This is a genomic window from Faecalibacterium hattorii, from assembly GCF_003287455.1.
Taxonomy (GTDB): Bacteria; Bacillota; Clostridia; order Oscillospirales; family Ruminococcaceae; genus Faecalibacterium; species Faecalibacterium hattorii.
This window is the reverse complement of the sequence record NZ_PRLC01000003.1, coordinates 44,157-59,819: the sequence shown is the minus strand read 5'-3', so window position 1 is coordinate 59,819 and position 15,663 is coordinate 44,157. Positions and strand designations below refer to the sequence as shown.

At 63.9% G+C, this 15,663-nt stretch carries 15 protein-coding genes; 12 read left to right on the top strand and 3 right to left on the bottom strand.

Annotation, left to right across the window (positions count from 1 at the left end; genetic code table 11):
• Positions 1 to 7 precede the first annotated feature (7 nt).
• Both C4N23_RS02870 and C4N23_RS02865 read right to left on the bottom strand, forming a co-directional pair.
• Positions 8 to 1,381: a hypothetical protein gene (locus C4N23_RS02870; protein WP_112143895.1), complete on the bottom strand. Its 1,374-nt coding sequence runs from the start codon at positions 1,379 to 1,381 to the stop codon at positions 8 to 10.
• A gap of 47 nt (positions 1,382 to 1,428) precedes the next feature.
• The gene (locus tag C4N23_RS02865; protein WP_112143893.1) at positions 1,429 to 2,283 is read right to left on the bottom strand and encodes a DUF624 domain-containing protein; all 855 of its coding nucleotides are present in this window, start codon (positions 2,281 to 2,283) and stop codon (positions 1,429 to 1,431) included.
• A gap of 217 nt (positions 2,284 to 2,500) precedes the next feature.
• On the opposite strand from C4N23_RS02865, the gene C4N23_RS02860 reads away from it, so the two are divergent.
• The 12 genes from C4N23_RS02860 to C4N23_RS02810 all read left to right on the top strand — a co-directional run bounded on the left by C4N23_RS02860 (position 2,501) and on the right by C4N23_RS02810 (position 13,510).
• Complete coding sequence (locus tag C4N23_RS02860) at positions 2,501 to 3,226, top strand: lysophospholipid acyltransferase family protein (protein ID WP_055188695.1); 726 nt, start codon at positions 2,501 to 2,503, stop codon at positions 3,224 to 3,226.
• A 9-nt stretch (positions 3,227 to 3,235) separates the two neighbouring features.
• Positions 3,236 to 4,000 carry a hypothetical protein gene (locus C4N23_RS02855; RefSeq protein ID WP_112143891.1) on the top strand — a complete coding sequence of 255 codons (765 nt, stop codon included), beginning with the start codon at positions 3,236 to 3,238 and terminating at the stop codon, positions 3,998 to 4,000.
• Positions 4,001 to 4,003: 3 nt separating this feature from the next.
• Positions 4,004 to 4,168, top strand: a complete 165-nt coding sequence (locus C4N23_RS13945) for a hypothetical protein (protein ID WP_181567062.1) — start codon at positions 4,004 to 4,006, stop codon at positions 4,166 to 4,168.
• A 173-nt stretch (positions 4,169 to 4,341) separates the two neighbouring features.
• Positions 4,342 to 5,412, top strand: a complete 1,071-nt coding sequence (locus tag C4N23_RS02850; protein WP_112143889.1) for a bifunctional chorismate mutase/prephenate dehydratase — start codon at positions 4,342 to 4,344, stop codon at positions 5,410 to 5,412.
• Positions 5,409 to 6,452 (top strand): 3-dehydroquinate synthase, encoded by a 1,044-nt coding sequence (gene aroB, locus C4N23_RS02845; protein WP_112143887.1) that lies wholly within the window; start codon positions 5,409 to 5,411, stop codon positions 6,450 to 6,452. The genes C4N23_RS02850 and aroB overlap by 4 nt, the downstream gene beginning before the upstream one ends.
• 2 nt (positions 6,453 to 6,454) lie before the next feature.
• On the top strand, positions 6,455 to 7,597 hold the full coding sequence (gene aroC / locus C4N23_RS02840; RefSeq protein ID WP_112143885.1) for a chorismate synthase: 1,143 nt from the start codon (positions 6,455 to 6,457) through the stop codon (positions 7,595 to 7,597).
• On the top strand, positions 7,598 to 8,860 hold the full coding sequence (locus C4N23_RS02835) for a shikimate kinase (protein WP_112143884.1): 1,263 nt from the start codon (positions 7,598 to 7,600) through the stop codon (positions 8,858 to 8,860).
• The gene (locus tag C4N23_RS02830; RefSeq protein ID WP_055188682.1) at positions 8,841 to 9,305 is read left to right on the top strand and encodes a type II 3-dehydroquinate dehydratase; all 465 of its coding nucleotides are present in this window, start codon (positions 8,841 to 8,843) and stop codon (positions 9,303 to 9,305) included. Before C4N23_RS02835 ends, C4N23_RS02830 begins: the two co-directional genes overlap by 20 nt.
• 84 nt (positions 9,306 to 9,389) lie before the next feature.
• Complete coding sequence (gene aroF, locus C4N23_RS02825) at positions 9,390 to 10,406, top strand: 3-deoxy-7-phosphoheptulonate synthase (protein ID WP_055188680.1); 1,017 nt, start codon at positions 9,390 to 9,392, stop codon at positions 10,404 to 10,406.
• Position 10,407: 1 nt separating this feature from the next.
• On the top strand, positions 10,408 to 11,682 hold the full coding sequence (gene aroA, locus C4N23_RS02820) for a 3-phosphoshikimate 1-carboxyvinyltransferase (RefSeq protein WP_112143882.1): 1,275 nt from the start codon (positions 10,408 to 10,410) through the stop codon (positions 11,680 to 11,682).
• Positions 11,672 to 12,535, top strand: a complete 864-nt coding sequence (locus tag C4N23_RS02815; RefSeq protein ID WP_112143880.1) for a prephenate dehydrogenase — start codon at positions 11,672 to 11,674, stop codon at positions 12,533 to 12,535. Before aroA ends, C4N23_RS02815 begins: the two co-directional genes overlap by 11 nt.
• A gap of 9 nt (positions 12,536 to 12,544) precedes the next feature.
• Positions 12,545 to 13,510, top strand: a complete 966-nt coding sequence (locus C4N23_RS02810) for a helix-turn-helix transcriptional regulator (protein WP_112143878.1) — start codon at positions 12,545 to 12,547, stop codon at positions 13,508 to 13,510.
• 40 nt (positions 13,511 to 13,550) lie between these two features.
• Here C4N23_RS02810 and C4N23_RS02805 read toward each other — a convergent pair whose 3' ends face one another.
• On the bottom strand, positions 13,551 to 15,587 hold the full coding sequence (locus C4N23_RS02805) for an AAA family ATPase (RefSeq protein WP_112143876.1): 2,037 nt from the start codon (positions 15,585 to 15,587) through the stop codon (positions 13,551 to 13,553).
• Positions 15,588 to 15,663: the final 76 nt, after the last annotated feature.

The window sequence follows — 15,663 nt, the reverse complement described above, 5'->3', positions numbered from 1 at the left end:
CGGGTTCTTACGGACCCGGCTGCACGGTGCTTTGGTGATCCTGTGGGAGTGCGGGCGGAGCCGCCGGTTTCGGGGGCGCGGGGAGGCGGACTTCCGCCACCCGCATCCGGCCGGTCTGATCCACAGCGTAAACGCTGCAGCGGCCTCCTGCAGCCAGTTGGTCCGCCGGGAAGAGGATGCAGCCCTCCGGCGTACGCTCCATCCGGCGGAAGGTGCGGTGGGCGGTGGTGGCGTGGGCCACACCGTCGTGCAGGGTGTAGGCCACCCAGCCGGAAAAATCCTCCGGCAGGGGGTCGGGCTGGCCCCGCTGCTCGAACGAGTAGCTGCCGTCCTCTTTGCGGGCGAGGTCGCACCGCACCCGGTTTGGCAGGTCGGCGGCGATATCCCGCGGCTTGCGCCGCAGAGCGATGGCCCGGCCCGTGAAGTAGCGCAGGAAATCGGCCAGCGCCATGGTGCAGTTCACGGAGCCGTCGCTGTCTGCAGTGGGGTCATTCAGTAAGACGAAATCGGCCATCACGGCATCGTCGTGGCCGAAGCCCCGCAGCCCCATCCAGATGCCTACGGGGTCGCGCTGGCCCCGCACCCGGCGCTCGACCCGGACGGCGACGGAACAGTCGTCGTGGATCTGGGCACGGAGGTCTTCAAGGTCCATCCACGCCTGCCAGCAGGGGAAGCCGCAGCAGCCCGCCGCCGCGGCCGCAAAGGCGGCGTTGCCGGTGCTGCTGGTGGCGTTGTCCTCCATGGCGTAGGCCACTTCTTCGGGCAGGATGTCCTCGCCCCAGCGGTTCATCAGAGCCGCCATGACAAGGGGCAGGTCCATCTCCCGGCCGAAGCTGGGGTCGTGGGCGGAGAGGCAGTATTCCGGCAGATAGAGCCGCCGGTTCAGCGGATGGCCGCTGTGCTTTTCCCACGTCAGAGGACGGACCGCTGCGGCCAGCAGCCGGACGGCGGGGGTGGCTTTATCATCGTTGGTGGAAAGGTTGACTTGGAGCTGGATGCCGGTGCCGCCGCCCGGCGTGGCGACCGTGACCGTGTCTCCCATCAGGAAGATCATGCCGTCGTCGCTCTGGGCGTTGATGCTGCGGCGGGGGTAATCCGGGGCCCATTTGCCAAAGCTCATCCAGCCGGTCCAACTGTTCCCGGCGTAGACCCGGCAGCGCACCTCCACCATGGTGTTGTGTGGGGCGCTGGCGTTCCAACTGACGTTCAGGTTGCAGAAGGGCGGCATCGCGAACTCCGGGGTGGTGTAGCTGCCGTAGGGCAGATACCGCCCGGCGGAGCTGTCCAGCACCAGCGCACCGCTCTCCAGCGCCACATTGTCCAGCGCGCCGCGGGAGAAGGTCTCGGTGCCCTGCAACACGAGGTTATTTCGTTGTTCCATCGCACGTTTCTCCTTTGCGGCCAGCGTTCGGCGTAAAAATCAGAAAATCAGGCTTCGGGGGTGCTGTCGTCGTCCGGACCCTCGCCGTACTCCTCTTTGAGGGCCGCGTCCAGCTCGGCGTCCCGCAGCTTCTGGATGTTCTCCTCAATGTGGAACACCCGGTCGATGTCGCCGTAGACGATCTGGCAGCAAACCTCGGTCTGGAACCAGAAGCCGAAGATCAGCATCAGAAAGATGCCCAGCGGCATACACAGGATCACGACGCCCCAGAACAAGATGGCCACGATGGAAGACGCCAGTGCGTGCGGCAGGAAGGCGATCATGCAGTTCAGGCTGTTTTTCAGCGTCAGGGTGAAGGGCTGATCCAGCAGGACGACCTGCGGCCACATGTACGAGAACAGCATGTGCAGCAGCACCAGATTCAGCACGGTGGCCACCCACATGGGCAGCCCGACGTTGGTGCCATGGTACAGCATGCTGAAGCAGAAGTAGACGAGGAAAATTTGAATGGTGACGACGGTGCAGTAGACGATGCCGGGCAGGATGGCGGACTTGAAGTTCCGCTTGAAGGCCTTGCGGTAGGTCGTCCACCAGTAACCGGCTTCGTCGCGCAAAGCGCGGAGCACGGTGTCGTACATGCCGGCCAGTGCGGGCCCGGCCAAGATGCCGCCCACCATGGCGCTGAGCACCATGACCGTGAGGTTGTTCATCAGAAAGCCCACATACACCAGACAGATCACCGGCAGAAAGCCGAGGCAGGTGAGCAGGTTTGCGAGGAACATGCCGGACATATCGCGGCCCACCAGCTCGAAGAAGCGGCCCACGCCCGTTTTGCGGGGCGCGTCCTTTTCGACGCCCGGCCCGGCCTTGCGGAAGTCATTTGCAGAAGGAAAAAGACCCATATTGTTACGAACCCTTTCTTGTTTGGTCCCGGCCGGCAGCACCGAGGCGGAAGAAATGCCTATTGTGCTACCTTTCTGCTTATAAATATACCCGGATTTTGTGAATTTTGCAAGCCATCCGGCCCCTCATTTGTAAAAAAAATGTGTTCACTCCCATTTTTGTGGAAAGTGTGGTACAATGACAATGGCTTTTTAGGCCAGAAGGAGGAAAAGTATCGTGAGCATTCTTCGCACGATTGCGTTATTTGCGTACCTGTTCGGGTACATGATCGTACATTACGGTGTGCTCCGCCGGGCCGAGCGTGCACTCGCCGCCGGGGACATGGACACCGTGGAGCAGATCGTTCGCAAGCACATCCCCCATTGGAGTCAGGGCATCCTGAACGTGACCGGCGCACAACTGGTCGTGGAGGGAAAAGAGAATATCCCGCAGGGGGTCCCCTGCGTCTTCGTCGGCAACCACCGCAGCTATTTTGACATCCCGCTGCTTCTGGTGGCGCTGGATGCGCCCCACGGCATCCTTGCGAAGGAGGAGCTGGAAAAGATCCCCCTGCTCAACCGCTGGATGAAGCTGCTGGGCTGCGTCTTTGTCAAGCGGGACGACATCCGCGCCTCCGTCAAGGCGCTGAACGATGCCACCGCCATCGTGGAAAGCGGCAGGAGCTTCGTCATTTTCCCGGAGGGCACCCGCTACAAGGGCGAAGAGGGCGGCGCCGGGGAGTTCAAGGCCGGTGCCTTCCGCATTGCCATCAAGACCGGAGCCCCGGTGGTGCCGGTGGCCATCTCCGGTGCCCGCGGCCTGTTCGAGGGCCACGGCAACCGCGCCACCCCCGGCTCCATCTACATCCGCATCCTGCCGCCCATTCAGACCGTGGGCATGAGCAAGGCCGAGCAGAAGCAGCTGCCCGAAGCCGTCCGCCAGACCATTCTGGCTGAGTTGTAAGAGGAAGCTATGGCAAGTTACCGTTATGAGCGCGATATTACCCCCGGCGATCTTGCTCCCCGCCGCGAAAAGCAGTACACCCGCCGCGAGCGCTGGGCGAACTGGTGGGACTATAATCTGAAGTGGGTTCTTATCATCGGCATCGCCGTGGCGTTCGTGGCCTACAATTTCATCGGGCAGTATTTCTTTACCACCAAGGCCGACTATAATGTGGCTGTGGTGGCCCCCTACTACCTGCCGGAGGACACCGTGAACGCCCTGCAGACCCGGCTCGCCCCGTTGGGCGAAGACCTGAACGGCGACGGCAAGGTGGTCGTGACTCTGAACGTTTACACGCTGGATTATTCGGACGAGGATACCCAGACCGAGAGCGCGGCCTACCTGACCATGGCGGGCACCACGAAGCTTGCCGCCGATGTGCAGGGGGGCTTGAGCTCGGTCTTCCTGCTTTATGACCCGGCGGGTTTTGAGGAGAGCACCGGCACCCTGCGCTACCTCGACGGCGGTCTGCCGGGATCCGGCAGCGACGGCGACTGGTGGAACATGGTCTACAAATGGACCGACTGCCCCGTGCTGACGGGGCTGGATCTCGGCGGCTATCAGGCTGACACCACCCATGCACAGGGCGGTGACAGTCAGGAGTACATGGCGCAGTTCTATGTGGGGATGCGCGGGGCGTGGAATTCCGGCACCGCCGATAACCTCAAGGGCGGCGAGGAACTGTGGCAGAAGCTGACCGCCGGGGCCGTCTCGACGGCAAGCGCGGAGGAATGAGCCATGCGATTCCGTTTGGTTGAACGCAAGGCGGGGGCACCCCGGCGGCTGCCGGCGGCATCTGCCCCGGAAAAAACGCCCCCTGCCCCGCCCCGCGCCGCCGACCTCGACAACCCCTATGGGCGGTATTACGGGAAGGCGCGGAGCCTTGAAGAACTGCGAAAATAAAGCGCGAAAAAGAGTCTCATCTGCCGGAAGGCAGATGAGACTCTTTTGTTTTTCCCAGCCGACAACTGAAAAAAACTCCGCTCTGAAAGGCGGCGGAGCTTGTTGTGTCCGTGTCCGGGTTATGGTATACTGATTCAGTATCATCAAAATCTTGACCCAAAGGATGTGGAACCATGGACGCACTGGACAAAGCCCGCCGCGAGATCGACGCGGTGGACGCCGAGCTGGCCGCGCTGTTTGAGCGGCGGATGGCGGCGGTGCTGGCCGTTGCCCAATACAAACAGGCCCACGGTCTGCCGATCTTCGACGCCGCGCGGGAAAAGGTGGTGCTGGATAAGGCCGAGGCCCGCATTCAGGACCCGGCCCTGCGCCCCTATTACCGCGATTATGTCCAGAACATGATGGATGTAGCGAAGCACTATGAGGCCGAGGTGCTGGGCCAAAACCGTGCCGCCTATCAGGGCGTGGAGGGCGCCTTTGCCCACATTGCCCTGAAGGCCCTTTTCCCCCACGCCGAGGCCGTGAGCTTCCCGACGTGGGACGAAGTGTTCGATGCGGTGGAGCGCGGGGATGCGGCCCACGGCGTCGTGCCCTTCGAGAACAGCCACGCGGGCGATGTTTCGGCGGTGCTGGATCTGTGCTATAACCACCCCGACCTCTGGGTCGTGGATGTCTACGACCTGCCCATCTCCCAGAACCTGCTGGTCCTGCCCGGCACCCAGCTGGGGGAGCTGACCCATGTGTACAGCCACCAGCAGGCCATCGCCCAGAGCGAGACCTTCTTGAAGCAGTTCCGGCTGCCCGCTACGGCGATGCCCAACACGGCCATGGCCGCGAAATTCGTGGCCGAAAGCGGCGATAAGACCAAGGCGGCCATCGCCAGCGTGGAGACGGCGGCCCTCTACGGGCTGGAGGTTCTGGTGCCCAGCATCAACACGGATGGCGACAACACCACCCGCTTCATCGTCCTCAGCCGGGAAAAGCCCACGGCGGGTAACCGGTTCTCGCTGCTGTTCACGGTGGACAACAAGCCCGGCAAGCTGGCGGAGGTCATCCAGATCATCGGTGCCAGCGGCTACGATATGGAATCCATCAAGAGCCGCCCGCTGCCCCACGTCCCCTTTGATTACTACTTTTACGTCGAGCTGGTGGGCGACCCCACCGCCGACGAGACCGCCGCGCTGCTGCGCGAGCTGAACCATACCTGCCGCACGGTACGGCTGTTAGGAGTGTACAACAAATGAGCGACTTTATCGGAACCAAGCTCACCATGAATCTGGGCGAGCGCAGCTATGATATCATCCTGAAGAACGGCGCGCTGGAAAATCTGTATCAGTTCGCCCGGCTGGACCGCAAGGTGGCCGTCGTGACCGACAGCGGCGTTCCGGCCCAGTACGCCCAGCGTGTCGCGGATCAGTGCCGCGATGCCGTCATCATCACCGTGCCGCAGGGCGAAGCCAGCAAGAGCTTCAAAATTTTGGAAACGGTGCTGAAACAGATGCTCGACTTTCACATGGGCCGGGGCGATCTTGTGGTGGCCGTGGGCGGCGGCGTGGCCGGCGACTTGGCCGGATTTGCCGCTTCCATCTACATGCGCGGCATCGACTTCATCAACTGCCCCACCACCACCCTTTCCATGATCGACTCCTCCATCGGCGGCAAAACGGCTGTGGATCTGGGGGATACCAAGAACATCGTGGGCGCATTCTGGCAGCCGAAGCTGGTCATCGTGGACCCGGACACCCTCGCCACCCTGCCCCGCCGCCATTACATCAACGGTCTGGCCGAGGCAGTCAAGGCCAGCCTTCTGGCCGACCCGGAGCTGTTTGCCATTTTTGAGAAGGGCGACATCGACGGCCAGATCAACGAGATCATCTACCGAAGCCTCCGGTTCAAGAAGAACATCGTCGAGCAGGACGAGACGGAGCACGGGATGCGCAAGGCGCTGAACTTCGGCCACACCATCGGCCACGGCATCGAGGCCGTCAAGGGCATCAAGGGCCGCCGCACCGTGGGCCTGTTCCACGGCGAGTGCGTGGCGCTGGGGATGCTGCCGATGATCGAGTCGAAGGCGCTGCAAAAGCGGGTGCGGGCGGTCTACCGCCGCTTGGGGCTGCCCCTGCGCACCACCTACAATAAGGAAAAAGTGCTGGCCGAGATGCTCCACGACAAAAAGGCGCAGGGCGGTCAGATCACCATCATCAAGGTGCCGGGCCTCGGCTGCTGGCGGGCCGAGACCATCCCGGTGGAGGGGCTGCGCCCCCTGCTGGGCATGGAGGAATGACCATGAAGAACACCTTTGGCTCCAACCTCTCCCTGACCATCTTCGGCGAGAGCCATGGCCGCGCCATCGGGGCCGTGCTGGATGGAATGGCGGCGGGCGTGCCGGTGGACGAGGAATTCCTCGCCCTCTGCATGGACAAGCGCCGGGCGCGGGGCGACGGGCTTTCCACCCCCCGCGTGGAAGCGGACAAGATCCAGTTCCTTTCCGGCGTGCTGAACGGCCGGACCATCGGCACCGCCATCGCCCTGATGATCGAAAACCAGAACACCCGCAGCGGCGATTACGCCAAGACCGCCGACCTGCTTCGCCCCGGCCACGCGGATTATACGGCCTATGCCAAATACCACGGCTTTCAGGACGCGCGGGGCGGCGGGCACTTTTCCGGCCGGATCACGGCGGCCCTCGTGGCGGGCGGCGGCATCGTGCTGGGGGCGCTGAAACGAGCGGGCATCGAGATCGTGACCCACATCGGCCGGTGCGCCGGGGTGGCCGACACCCCCTTCGCCCTGAACGACCCGGCGGCGCTGGCTGCACAGGCTGAGGCCCTGCTGAATCAAAGCGGCGGCTTCGCGCTGCTGGATGCGGACGCCGAGGAGCCCATGAAGAACGCCATCCGCGCGGCGGGCAGCGAGGGCGACAGTGTGGGCGGCATCCTTGAGACCGCCATCCTCGGCCTCCCGGCGGGCGTCGGCGAGCCCTATTTCGACAGCGTGGAAAGTGAGATCGCCCACATGGCCTTCTCGGTCCCCGCCGTCAAGGGCATCGAGTTCGGCACCGGCTTCGGCTTCGCCGACCAGAAGGGCAGCGAAGCCAACGACCCCTTTCGGATGAAGGGGAGCAACATCGTGACGGCCACCAACCACAACGCGGGGCTGAACGGCGGCATCTCCAACGGGATGCCCGTGGTCTTCCGTACCGTGGTCAAGCCGACGCCCAGCATCTATAAACAGCAGGACACCGTGGATTATATTGCAAAACAGAATGTGGAACTCTCCATTCAGGGCCGCCACGACCCCTGCATCGTGCCCCGCGCCGCCATCGTGCAGACCTGTGCGGCGGCGCTGGCCGTCGGCGACCTGCTGACTGCCAAGTACGGCATGGCGTGGATGGAGCACCCCACAAGCTATCGCAAGGAGGAGCTGTAAATGGAATACGGACTCATCGGCGCAAAGCTCGGTCACTCGTACTCGAAGATCATCCACGAGATGCTCTGCGGCTACCGGTATGACCTGTGCCCCCTGCCCACTGAGGCCGAGGCGCGGACCTTTTTGCAGAAGCGGCAGTTCAAGGCCATCAATGTGACCATCCCCTATAAGCGGCTGGTCATGGAATACTGCTCCTATATTGACCCCCGCGCCAAGGCCATCGGGGCCGTGAACACCGTGGTGAACAAAAACGGTTTGCTCTGCGGCTACAACACCGATTACCTCGGCTTCGCCTACCTCGCCGATGCGCATGGAGTGGATTTTTCGGGCAAGACCGTGCTGATCCTCGGCACCGGCGGCACCCACAACACCACCAGCGCGGTGGCGAAGGACAAGGGCGCGGCCAAGGTGCTGACCGTCAGCCGGAACCCCGACCCCGCAAAGGGGGAGCTTTCCTATGCGGAAGCGGTGCACAGCGGGGCGCAGATCGTCATCAACACCACCCCGGCGGGCATGTACCCGAACGTCGGCGCCTGCAATCTGGACGTGGCGGCCATGCCGGGGCTGGAAGCCGTCCTCGATGTGGTTTACAACCCGGATAAGACCGAACTCATCCTCCGCGCCGAGGAAGCCGAGGTGCCGGTGGCCGTGGGCGGCCTCGAAATGCTGGTGGCACAGGCCGTGTATGCGGCGGAATGCTTCCTCGACCGCAAGTTCGATGATGCCCCCGGCGAGATCCGCACCATCACGGCGGCGCTCCGCAGAGAGCAGCTGAACGTGGCCCTCATCGGGATGCCCTCCTCCGGCAAGACCACCATCGGCCGCGCACTGGCTGAGAAACTGGGCAAGCGGTTCGTGGACCTCGACGAGGAGATCGTCAAGGCCGAGGGCCGCAGCATCCCGGACATCTTCGCCGCCGAGGGCGAGGACGGGTTCCGCGCCAAGGAAGCGGAGCAGACCGCCCGCTTTGCCAAGGAGGGCCGTCAGGTGCTCTCCTGCGGGGGCGGCGTCATCAAGCGGCCCGAAAATCTGCGGGCTCTGCGCCAGAACGGCGTGGTGCTCTTCATCGACCGCCCGCTGGAAGACCTTGCGGTGGGCGGCGGGCGTCCGCTCTCCAGCAGCACCGACGCGCTGAAAGAAATGGAAGCCCAGCGCCGCCCGCTCTATCTTGCGGCGGCGGATGCGGTCATCCCGAACAAGACCACCGCTGCGGATGCCGTGGCGGCGGCACTGGAGGCACTGGATGCGATTTTTGTTCATTAACGGCCCCAACGTCAACATGGCCCGGTTCACCGAACCCGGCGTGGAGGGCGAGATCGATTACAACGCCCTGCTGGATTATCTGGACGTCTGCTGTCAGCAGATGGGCATCGAGCCGGACTTCTTCCAGTCGAACCACGAGGGCGACATCATCGACGAGATCCAGTCGGCGGCGGGCCGCGCCGACGGCATCATCATCAATCCGGGCGGCTACGCCTATTACAGCGTGGCCATCCTTGAAGCATTGCAGCTGTGCGGCGTGCCCGCCGTGGAAGTGATGCTCCATGACCCCAGCGGCCGCGAATCCTTCCGGAACACGGACGTCGTCTCCTTCGGCTGTCAGGGCCGGTTCGCGGGCGAGGGCATCAGCGGCTATCTTCATGCGTGCAGCTATCTTGTGCAGCTGCTCCGGCTGGACGGCAGCGCACAATCGCATATGGTACAATAGCCCTCTCAGGCGCTCCGCGCCAGCTCCCCCAGAGTGGGAGCTTTTAGAGGAAAAAAGATCAAAAAGGGAAAGGGACGAACGAAGATGATCATCTCCACCAAAAAAGGCACCCCCAAGGAAGAACTGGAAAAGATCGTGGACCGCTTCGAGAAGCAGGGCCTCGATGTCACCCTCATTACCGGCAAGGATTACAACGTCTTCGGCCTTGTGGGCGACACCACCAAGATCGACGAGCGCGATGTCCTCGCGAACCCGTGGATCGACAACGTGACCCGCGTTTCCGCGCCCTATAAGCGCGCGAACCGCCTGTTCCACCCGGCCGATTCCGTCATCGATTGCGGCGGCGTCAAGATCGGCGGCAAGGAGAAGATCGCCGTCATGGCGGGCCCCTGCAGCATCGAGGGGGAGGAACAGGCCCTGCGCATCGCCCAGAGCGTCAAGGCGGGCGGCGCAGCCCTCTTCCGCGGCGGTGCTTACAAGCCCCGCACCTCTCCCTACTCCTTCCAAGGCCTTGAGACCGAGGGCATCCTCGACATGGTCAAGGCCCGCGAGGCCACCGGTCTGCCCATCGTTTCCGAGCTGATGAGCGAGGACCGCATCCCCGAATTTGAAGAGTACGTGGATGTGGTGCAGATCGGTGCCCGCAACATGCAGAACTTCCAGCTGCTGAAGGCCGTCGGCAAGATGCACAAGCCGGTGCTGCTCAAGCGCGGCCTGTGCAACACCATCGAAGAGTGGATCATGAGCGCCGAGTATATCATGGCGGGCGGCAACGAGCAGGTCATCCTCTGCGAGCGCGGCATCCGTACGTTCGAGAAGTACACCCGCAACACCCTCGACCTCTCCGCTGTGCCCATCATCCACGAAAAGACTCATCTGCCCGTCATCGTGGACCCCAGCCACGCCACCGGCAAGTCGAACCTCGTGGAGCCGATGATGATCGCTGCCGTGGCCGCCGGTGCCGACGGTCTGGAAGTGGAAGTCCACTACGACCCCCGCCACGCATGGAGCGACGGTGCCCAGTGCCTGACCCCGGATGCCTTTGCACAGGCCATGGCAAAGTGCCGTCAGGTCGCATGGGCCATCGGGCGGGATATGTAAGATGGTCGTAACAGTAGAACGCGCGCAAGAGATCGGGGGAGCCATTGCCGCGCCCCCCAGCAAGAGTATGGCCCACCGGGCGGTGCTCTGTGCGGCGCTGTCAAAGGGCACGTCCCACATCCGCAACCTCGAATTCAGCAAGGACATTGCGGCGACCCTCGCGGCGGCGGGCCAGCTCTGCGCCCGCGTCACCACCGGCGAAAACGACGCCGTGGTGGAGGGGCTGGGGCAGTTTCGGCCCGTTTCGGCCCCGGTGGACTGCTGCGAGAGCGGCAGCACCCTGCGCTTTTTGATCCCGCTGGCCAGCCTGACCGGCCAAGAAATCACCTTTGTGGGCCGGGGGCGGCTGATGGAACGGCCCCAGTCAGTGTATGAAGAACTTTACCGGGCCAAGGGCCTGCGGTTTGAGCAGACGCCTTCCGGCCTGACCGTGGAAGGACTCCTTTCCAGCGGGGATTACACGCTGGAGGGCAATGTGTCCAGCCAGTTCATCAGCGGGCTGCTGTTCGCGCTGCCGCTTCTGGCGGGGACCAGCACCCTCCGTCTGCTGCCGCCGGTGGAGAGCCGCAGCTACATCGACATGACCCGCGCGGTCCAAGCCGCCTTTGGCGTGGAGAGCCGCTGGCTGGACGAAACGACGCTGGAGATCTCCGGCGGGCAGGAATACCACCCCTGCGATTACACCGTGGAGGGGGATTACAGTCAGGCCGCGTTCCCGGCGGTGCTGGGGGCCGTGGCCGGCGGGGTGACCCTGACCGGCCTTGCCGAGAAGACATTGCAGGGCGACGCCGCCATTCTGGATATCCTGCGCCGCTGCGGGGCAAAGTTCACCCCCACGGCGGCGGGCATCGTCTTTGAACAAGCGCCGCTCCACGGCACCGACATCGACCTTGCCGACTGCCCGGACCTCGGCCCCGTGCTGATGGTGCTGGGGCTGCTGTGCGAGGGGACGACGGTCATCCGGAACGCGGAGCGCCTCCGCATCAAGGAGAGCGACCGCATCGAGGCCATGGAGATGGAACTGCGCAAGTGCGGCGGGGTGCTGTCCAGCGAGGGCGGCACCATCACCATCACAGGCTGCGCCGGGGCGCTCCATGCGCCGGGCGAAGTCCTTTCCGGCCACAACGACCACCGGGTCGTCATGAGCCTTGCGGTGCTGGCGCTGGCGGCGGGGCTGAAGCTGCCCATCGCGGAAGCCGAGGCCGTCACGAAGAGCTGGCCGAATTTCTTTACAGCCATCAAGCCATTGGGCGCGGAGGTACAGGATGTTGGATAAAACAAAGCGTTATCTCGTTGTGGGTCTGGGTCTGCTGGGCGGCAAGTACGCGCTGGAGCTGACCAAGGCCGGGTTCCATGTGGACGGCATCAACCGCAGCGAGGGCCATTTGCAGTATGCGCTGGATCAGGGCTACATCGCCAGCGGCAAGACCCACGATTTTGAGGATCTTGTGCGGGAGGCCGACCATATCATCTTCGGCCTGTACCCCACGGCTCTGATCGAGTGGTTCAAGACCTACGGCGCCCTCCTCAAGCCCGGCTGCATCTTCACGGATGTGTCCGGCGTCAAGACCGGCCTTGTGGAGCCGGTGCAGGCCCTCTGCCCGGACGGTGTGGAGTTCATCGCCAGTCACCCCATGGCGGGGCGGGAGACTTCCAGCGTGGAGCACGCGGCGGAGGTGAACTTCGCCCCGGCGAACTTCATCATCACCCCCACGGAGAAGAACACCCCGGCGGGCATCGCGTGGGCGAAGGAGTTGGCCGAGGTACTGGGATTCAAGCACATCTGCACCCTGACCGTGGAAGAGCACGATAAGATGATCGGCTACGTCAGCCAGCTGTGCCACGCCATCGCCGTCAGCCTGATGTGCGCCAACGACAATACCTCCCTGTGCGAATATACGGGCGACTCCTTCCGTGACCTGACCCGCATCGCACGCATCAACGATAAAATGTGGGCGGAGCTGTTCCTCTGGAACAAGGAAAACCTCATCTCCGAGATCGACCAGTTCGACGCGGCGCTCGGCGCACTGCGCAACGCGCTGGTGGCGGGCGACCGCGAAAAGCTCGAAGAGATGTTCCGCCTGTCCACCCGGCGCCGCGCGGCGTTCGACAAAAAGCTCCCCGAATGAGGTGTTTGTATGCCCAAGCAGGAAGGCCAGAAATCCAAGCTGCTCGCGCTTTTGCGCATCTTTGAGACCCAGACCGACGAAAACCATCTGCTGAACGTGCCCCAGCTGGTCAGGCTGCTGGAACAGCAGGGCATCCTCTGCGAGCGCAAGAGTGTGTACAGCGACATCGATGCCCTCAACGCGCTGGGGTATGAGATCCGGCTGCGGCGGGGGCGCGGCGGCGGCTACTACATGGCCAGCCGGATGTTCGACCTCGCGGAGCTCAAGCTGCTGGTAGACGCCGTACAGGCCAGCCGGGTGGTGTCCAGCGCCACGAGCCGCCGCTTGATCCGAAAGCTGGAAAAGCTCTGCTCCAACTACGAGGGCAGCCAGCTCCAGCGGCAGGTCTATGTGGACGGCCGCCCCAAGACCGACAGCAAGAGCCTGCTCTACAGCGTGGACGCGCTGCACGAGGCCATCAACGCCGGGAAAATGGTGGAGTTCCACTACAAAAAGGTGGGCCGCCCCGAAAAGCGGGCCATCAGCCCGTGGCAGATGGCGTGGGAGAACGGCTGCTACTACCTCATCGCCTATCAGGACGAAAAGGAGCCGGTGGGCATCCGCCACTACCGGGTGGACAAGATGTCCGGCGTCCGGGTTCTGGACGAACCCCGCCGGGGCAAGGCGGAGTTTGCGGACTTCGACCTGCCCGCCTACCTGAAAAAGCATTTCAGCATGTACGGCGGCCCCGAAGCCCGCGTCACCCTGCGGTGCGCGGCGGGCTTGGAAGACGCCATGCGGGAGCGCTTCGGCGCGTCGCCCCTCTTCCTGCCCGAAGAGGACGGCCATTTCCACTTCGACGTCCCCATCTGCGTCAGCGAACCCTTCTACGGCTGGGTGGCGGGCTTTGGCGGCAAAGTGGAGATCACCGCCCCGGAACAAGTCCGGGCCGGGATGAAGCGGCTGGCCGAACAATTGGCAAAAGAACATACCTGAAACAAAAAATGGACCGCGTTTGCGGTCCATTTTTTGTTTCTCACTCTTCCAATTCCAGATCGCTCGGCAGGAGCACATCCAGCGCGGCGGCGGGTTCGGCGACGAGGCGGCGGCTCTGGTGGAAGATGGCTTTTTCCAGCGTGTTGCGGGCCAAGCGGCCATTGCCGGCGGTGCGGGCATCGGCGGTCTGCCGGCGGGCATAATAACTGCGCAGGGGTTCGTTGCAGCTCTCGGCGAGGGTGTAGCCCTTGCTCTTGGCGAGGACGTGGGTGATCTGCAGCAATTCGTCGGCAGTATAGTCCGGGAACTCGATTTTATTCGGGAAACGGCTGGCAAGGCCGCTGTTGGCGGTGAGGAAGGTCTCCATCTCCTTGGTGTATCCGGCAAGGATGACCACCAGCTCGTCCCGGTGATCCTCCATCCCCTTCACGAGGGTGTCGATGGCTTCGAGGCCGAAGCTGTCCTGCTCGCCGCGGTAGAGGCTGTAGGCTTCGTCAATGAAGAGGACGCCGCCGAGGGCGCTCTCGATGACGCTGTTGGTCAGCGGGGCGGTGTGGCCGGTGTAGCGGCCCACGAGGTCGCCGCGGCTCACCTCCACGAGCTGCCCGCCCTTGAGCGCCCCGATGGCCTTGAGGTACTTGGCCACCAAGCGGGCGATGGTGGTCTTGCCGGTACCGGGGTTGCCGGTGAAGATCATGTGCATCGAAAGGCTGGTCGTCTTCATCCCGGCGGCGGCGCGGCGCTGCTGGACTTGGAGATTATCGGCCAGACCGAAGACGTATTCCTTGACCGGGGCAAGGCCCACCAGCTCCGAGATCTCGGCCTTGATCTCGTCCAGCGCGCCGGTGTAGGCGGCGGGCAGCAGGTCGAACAGGGGGGCGGGGGCGGCATCGTTCAGGCGGAAGAAAAGCCCCTCCGGCGCGGCAGTCAGGGTGACGGTGCCGGTCAGCTTTTTGTCGGTCTGGAGGCAGTATTCACTCAGAGCCCGGAAGATGCGGTCACAGCAGCCGGAAAGCCCGGCGGCCCCCTTCTGGGGTGTGCACTGGGCGGCGACGTGATCCCGCACATCGACTCCGGCGGCGAGGGTCAGGCCCAGCCGGGCGGTGACCTTCTGGGCCAGCGCGTTCAACTGCTGGGCCGCGAGGGCGGCAAGATCCTCCCGCGCGTAGGCGGTCGTCTCGCAGACATCGCCCAGCGCCGCGACCATGCCCGCGCCGAACTTGTCCGCCAGCGCGGCGCGGCCCTTGTTGGAGAAGAAGATGAGATACTTGCCGCAGGGGTCAAGGCGGCTCACCGCGCCGGGAGCCAGCGCGGTCCCGGCGTCCACAAGAATGCCCTCCCGGTTGACGAGATAGCGGCTGGACAGGGGGGCGCTGCCCTTGACCGCAAGGTCGGAAAGGGTCTTCAGAAAGCCGGGATAGCAGCTTTCGTAGTGCTCAAAGACCAGAATCTCGCCGGGGGCGTGGAGGGCGGCGTACAGGTCCTGCAAAAACAGCTTCTCCGCGCCGGGGTTCGCGTAGAGCGAAAGGTCGAGGGCGGCGATGCTGTCGTTTTTCAGCAGCCCGCGGGCGGCCATGCAGCGGGCCGTTTCCTCAAGGGTGAAGTGCCGCCCGGTGCCGGTGCCGCCCCACAGCAGGATGACGTTCCGGGCCGCCGGTGCCTCGGTGCCCAGCACGAAGGGGCGGCGCATGGCCCGGACGACACTCTCCACAAAGGCGTCCTGCCCCAGCACGGTCTGTTTGACCTCATCGGCCAGCCCCTCGAAGCTGCCCAGATGTTCGGGCTTTGTGTCCACAGTGCCCTTGGCCAGCAGCCCGTCGTTCTCCATATCCCGCAGCATCTGGCGGCTGTCGGCGAGGGCAGCTTCGGTGGCGGTGTCCTGCGTCTTGATCTGGGCGGACTGGGCTTTCAGCATCGCGTCCAGCTTTTTCTGCTGCTCCAGCAGGGCCGCGTTCAGATCGTTCAGGCCGCCGGGCTGCTTCGGCTTCGGGGCGGGTGCGGTGGGCGTCGTCTTGAACTTGCCGCCCGGCCCGAAGACGCCGTTCATCAAAGATTCCCAATCGTCAGTGTATGCCATGTCGTCCCCTCCGTACATCGTTTTGCTCCAGTATAGTGTACCGCGCGCCCTTTTGCAAGGAAACTCTTGCAAACCG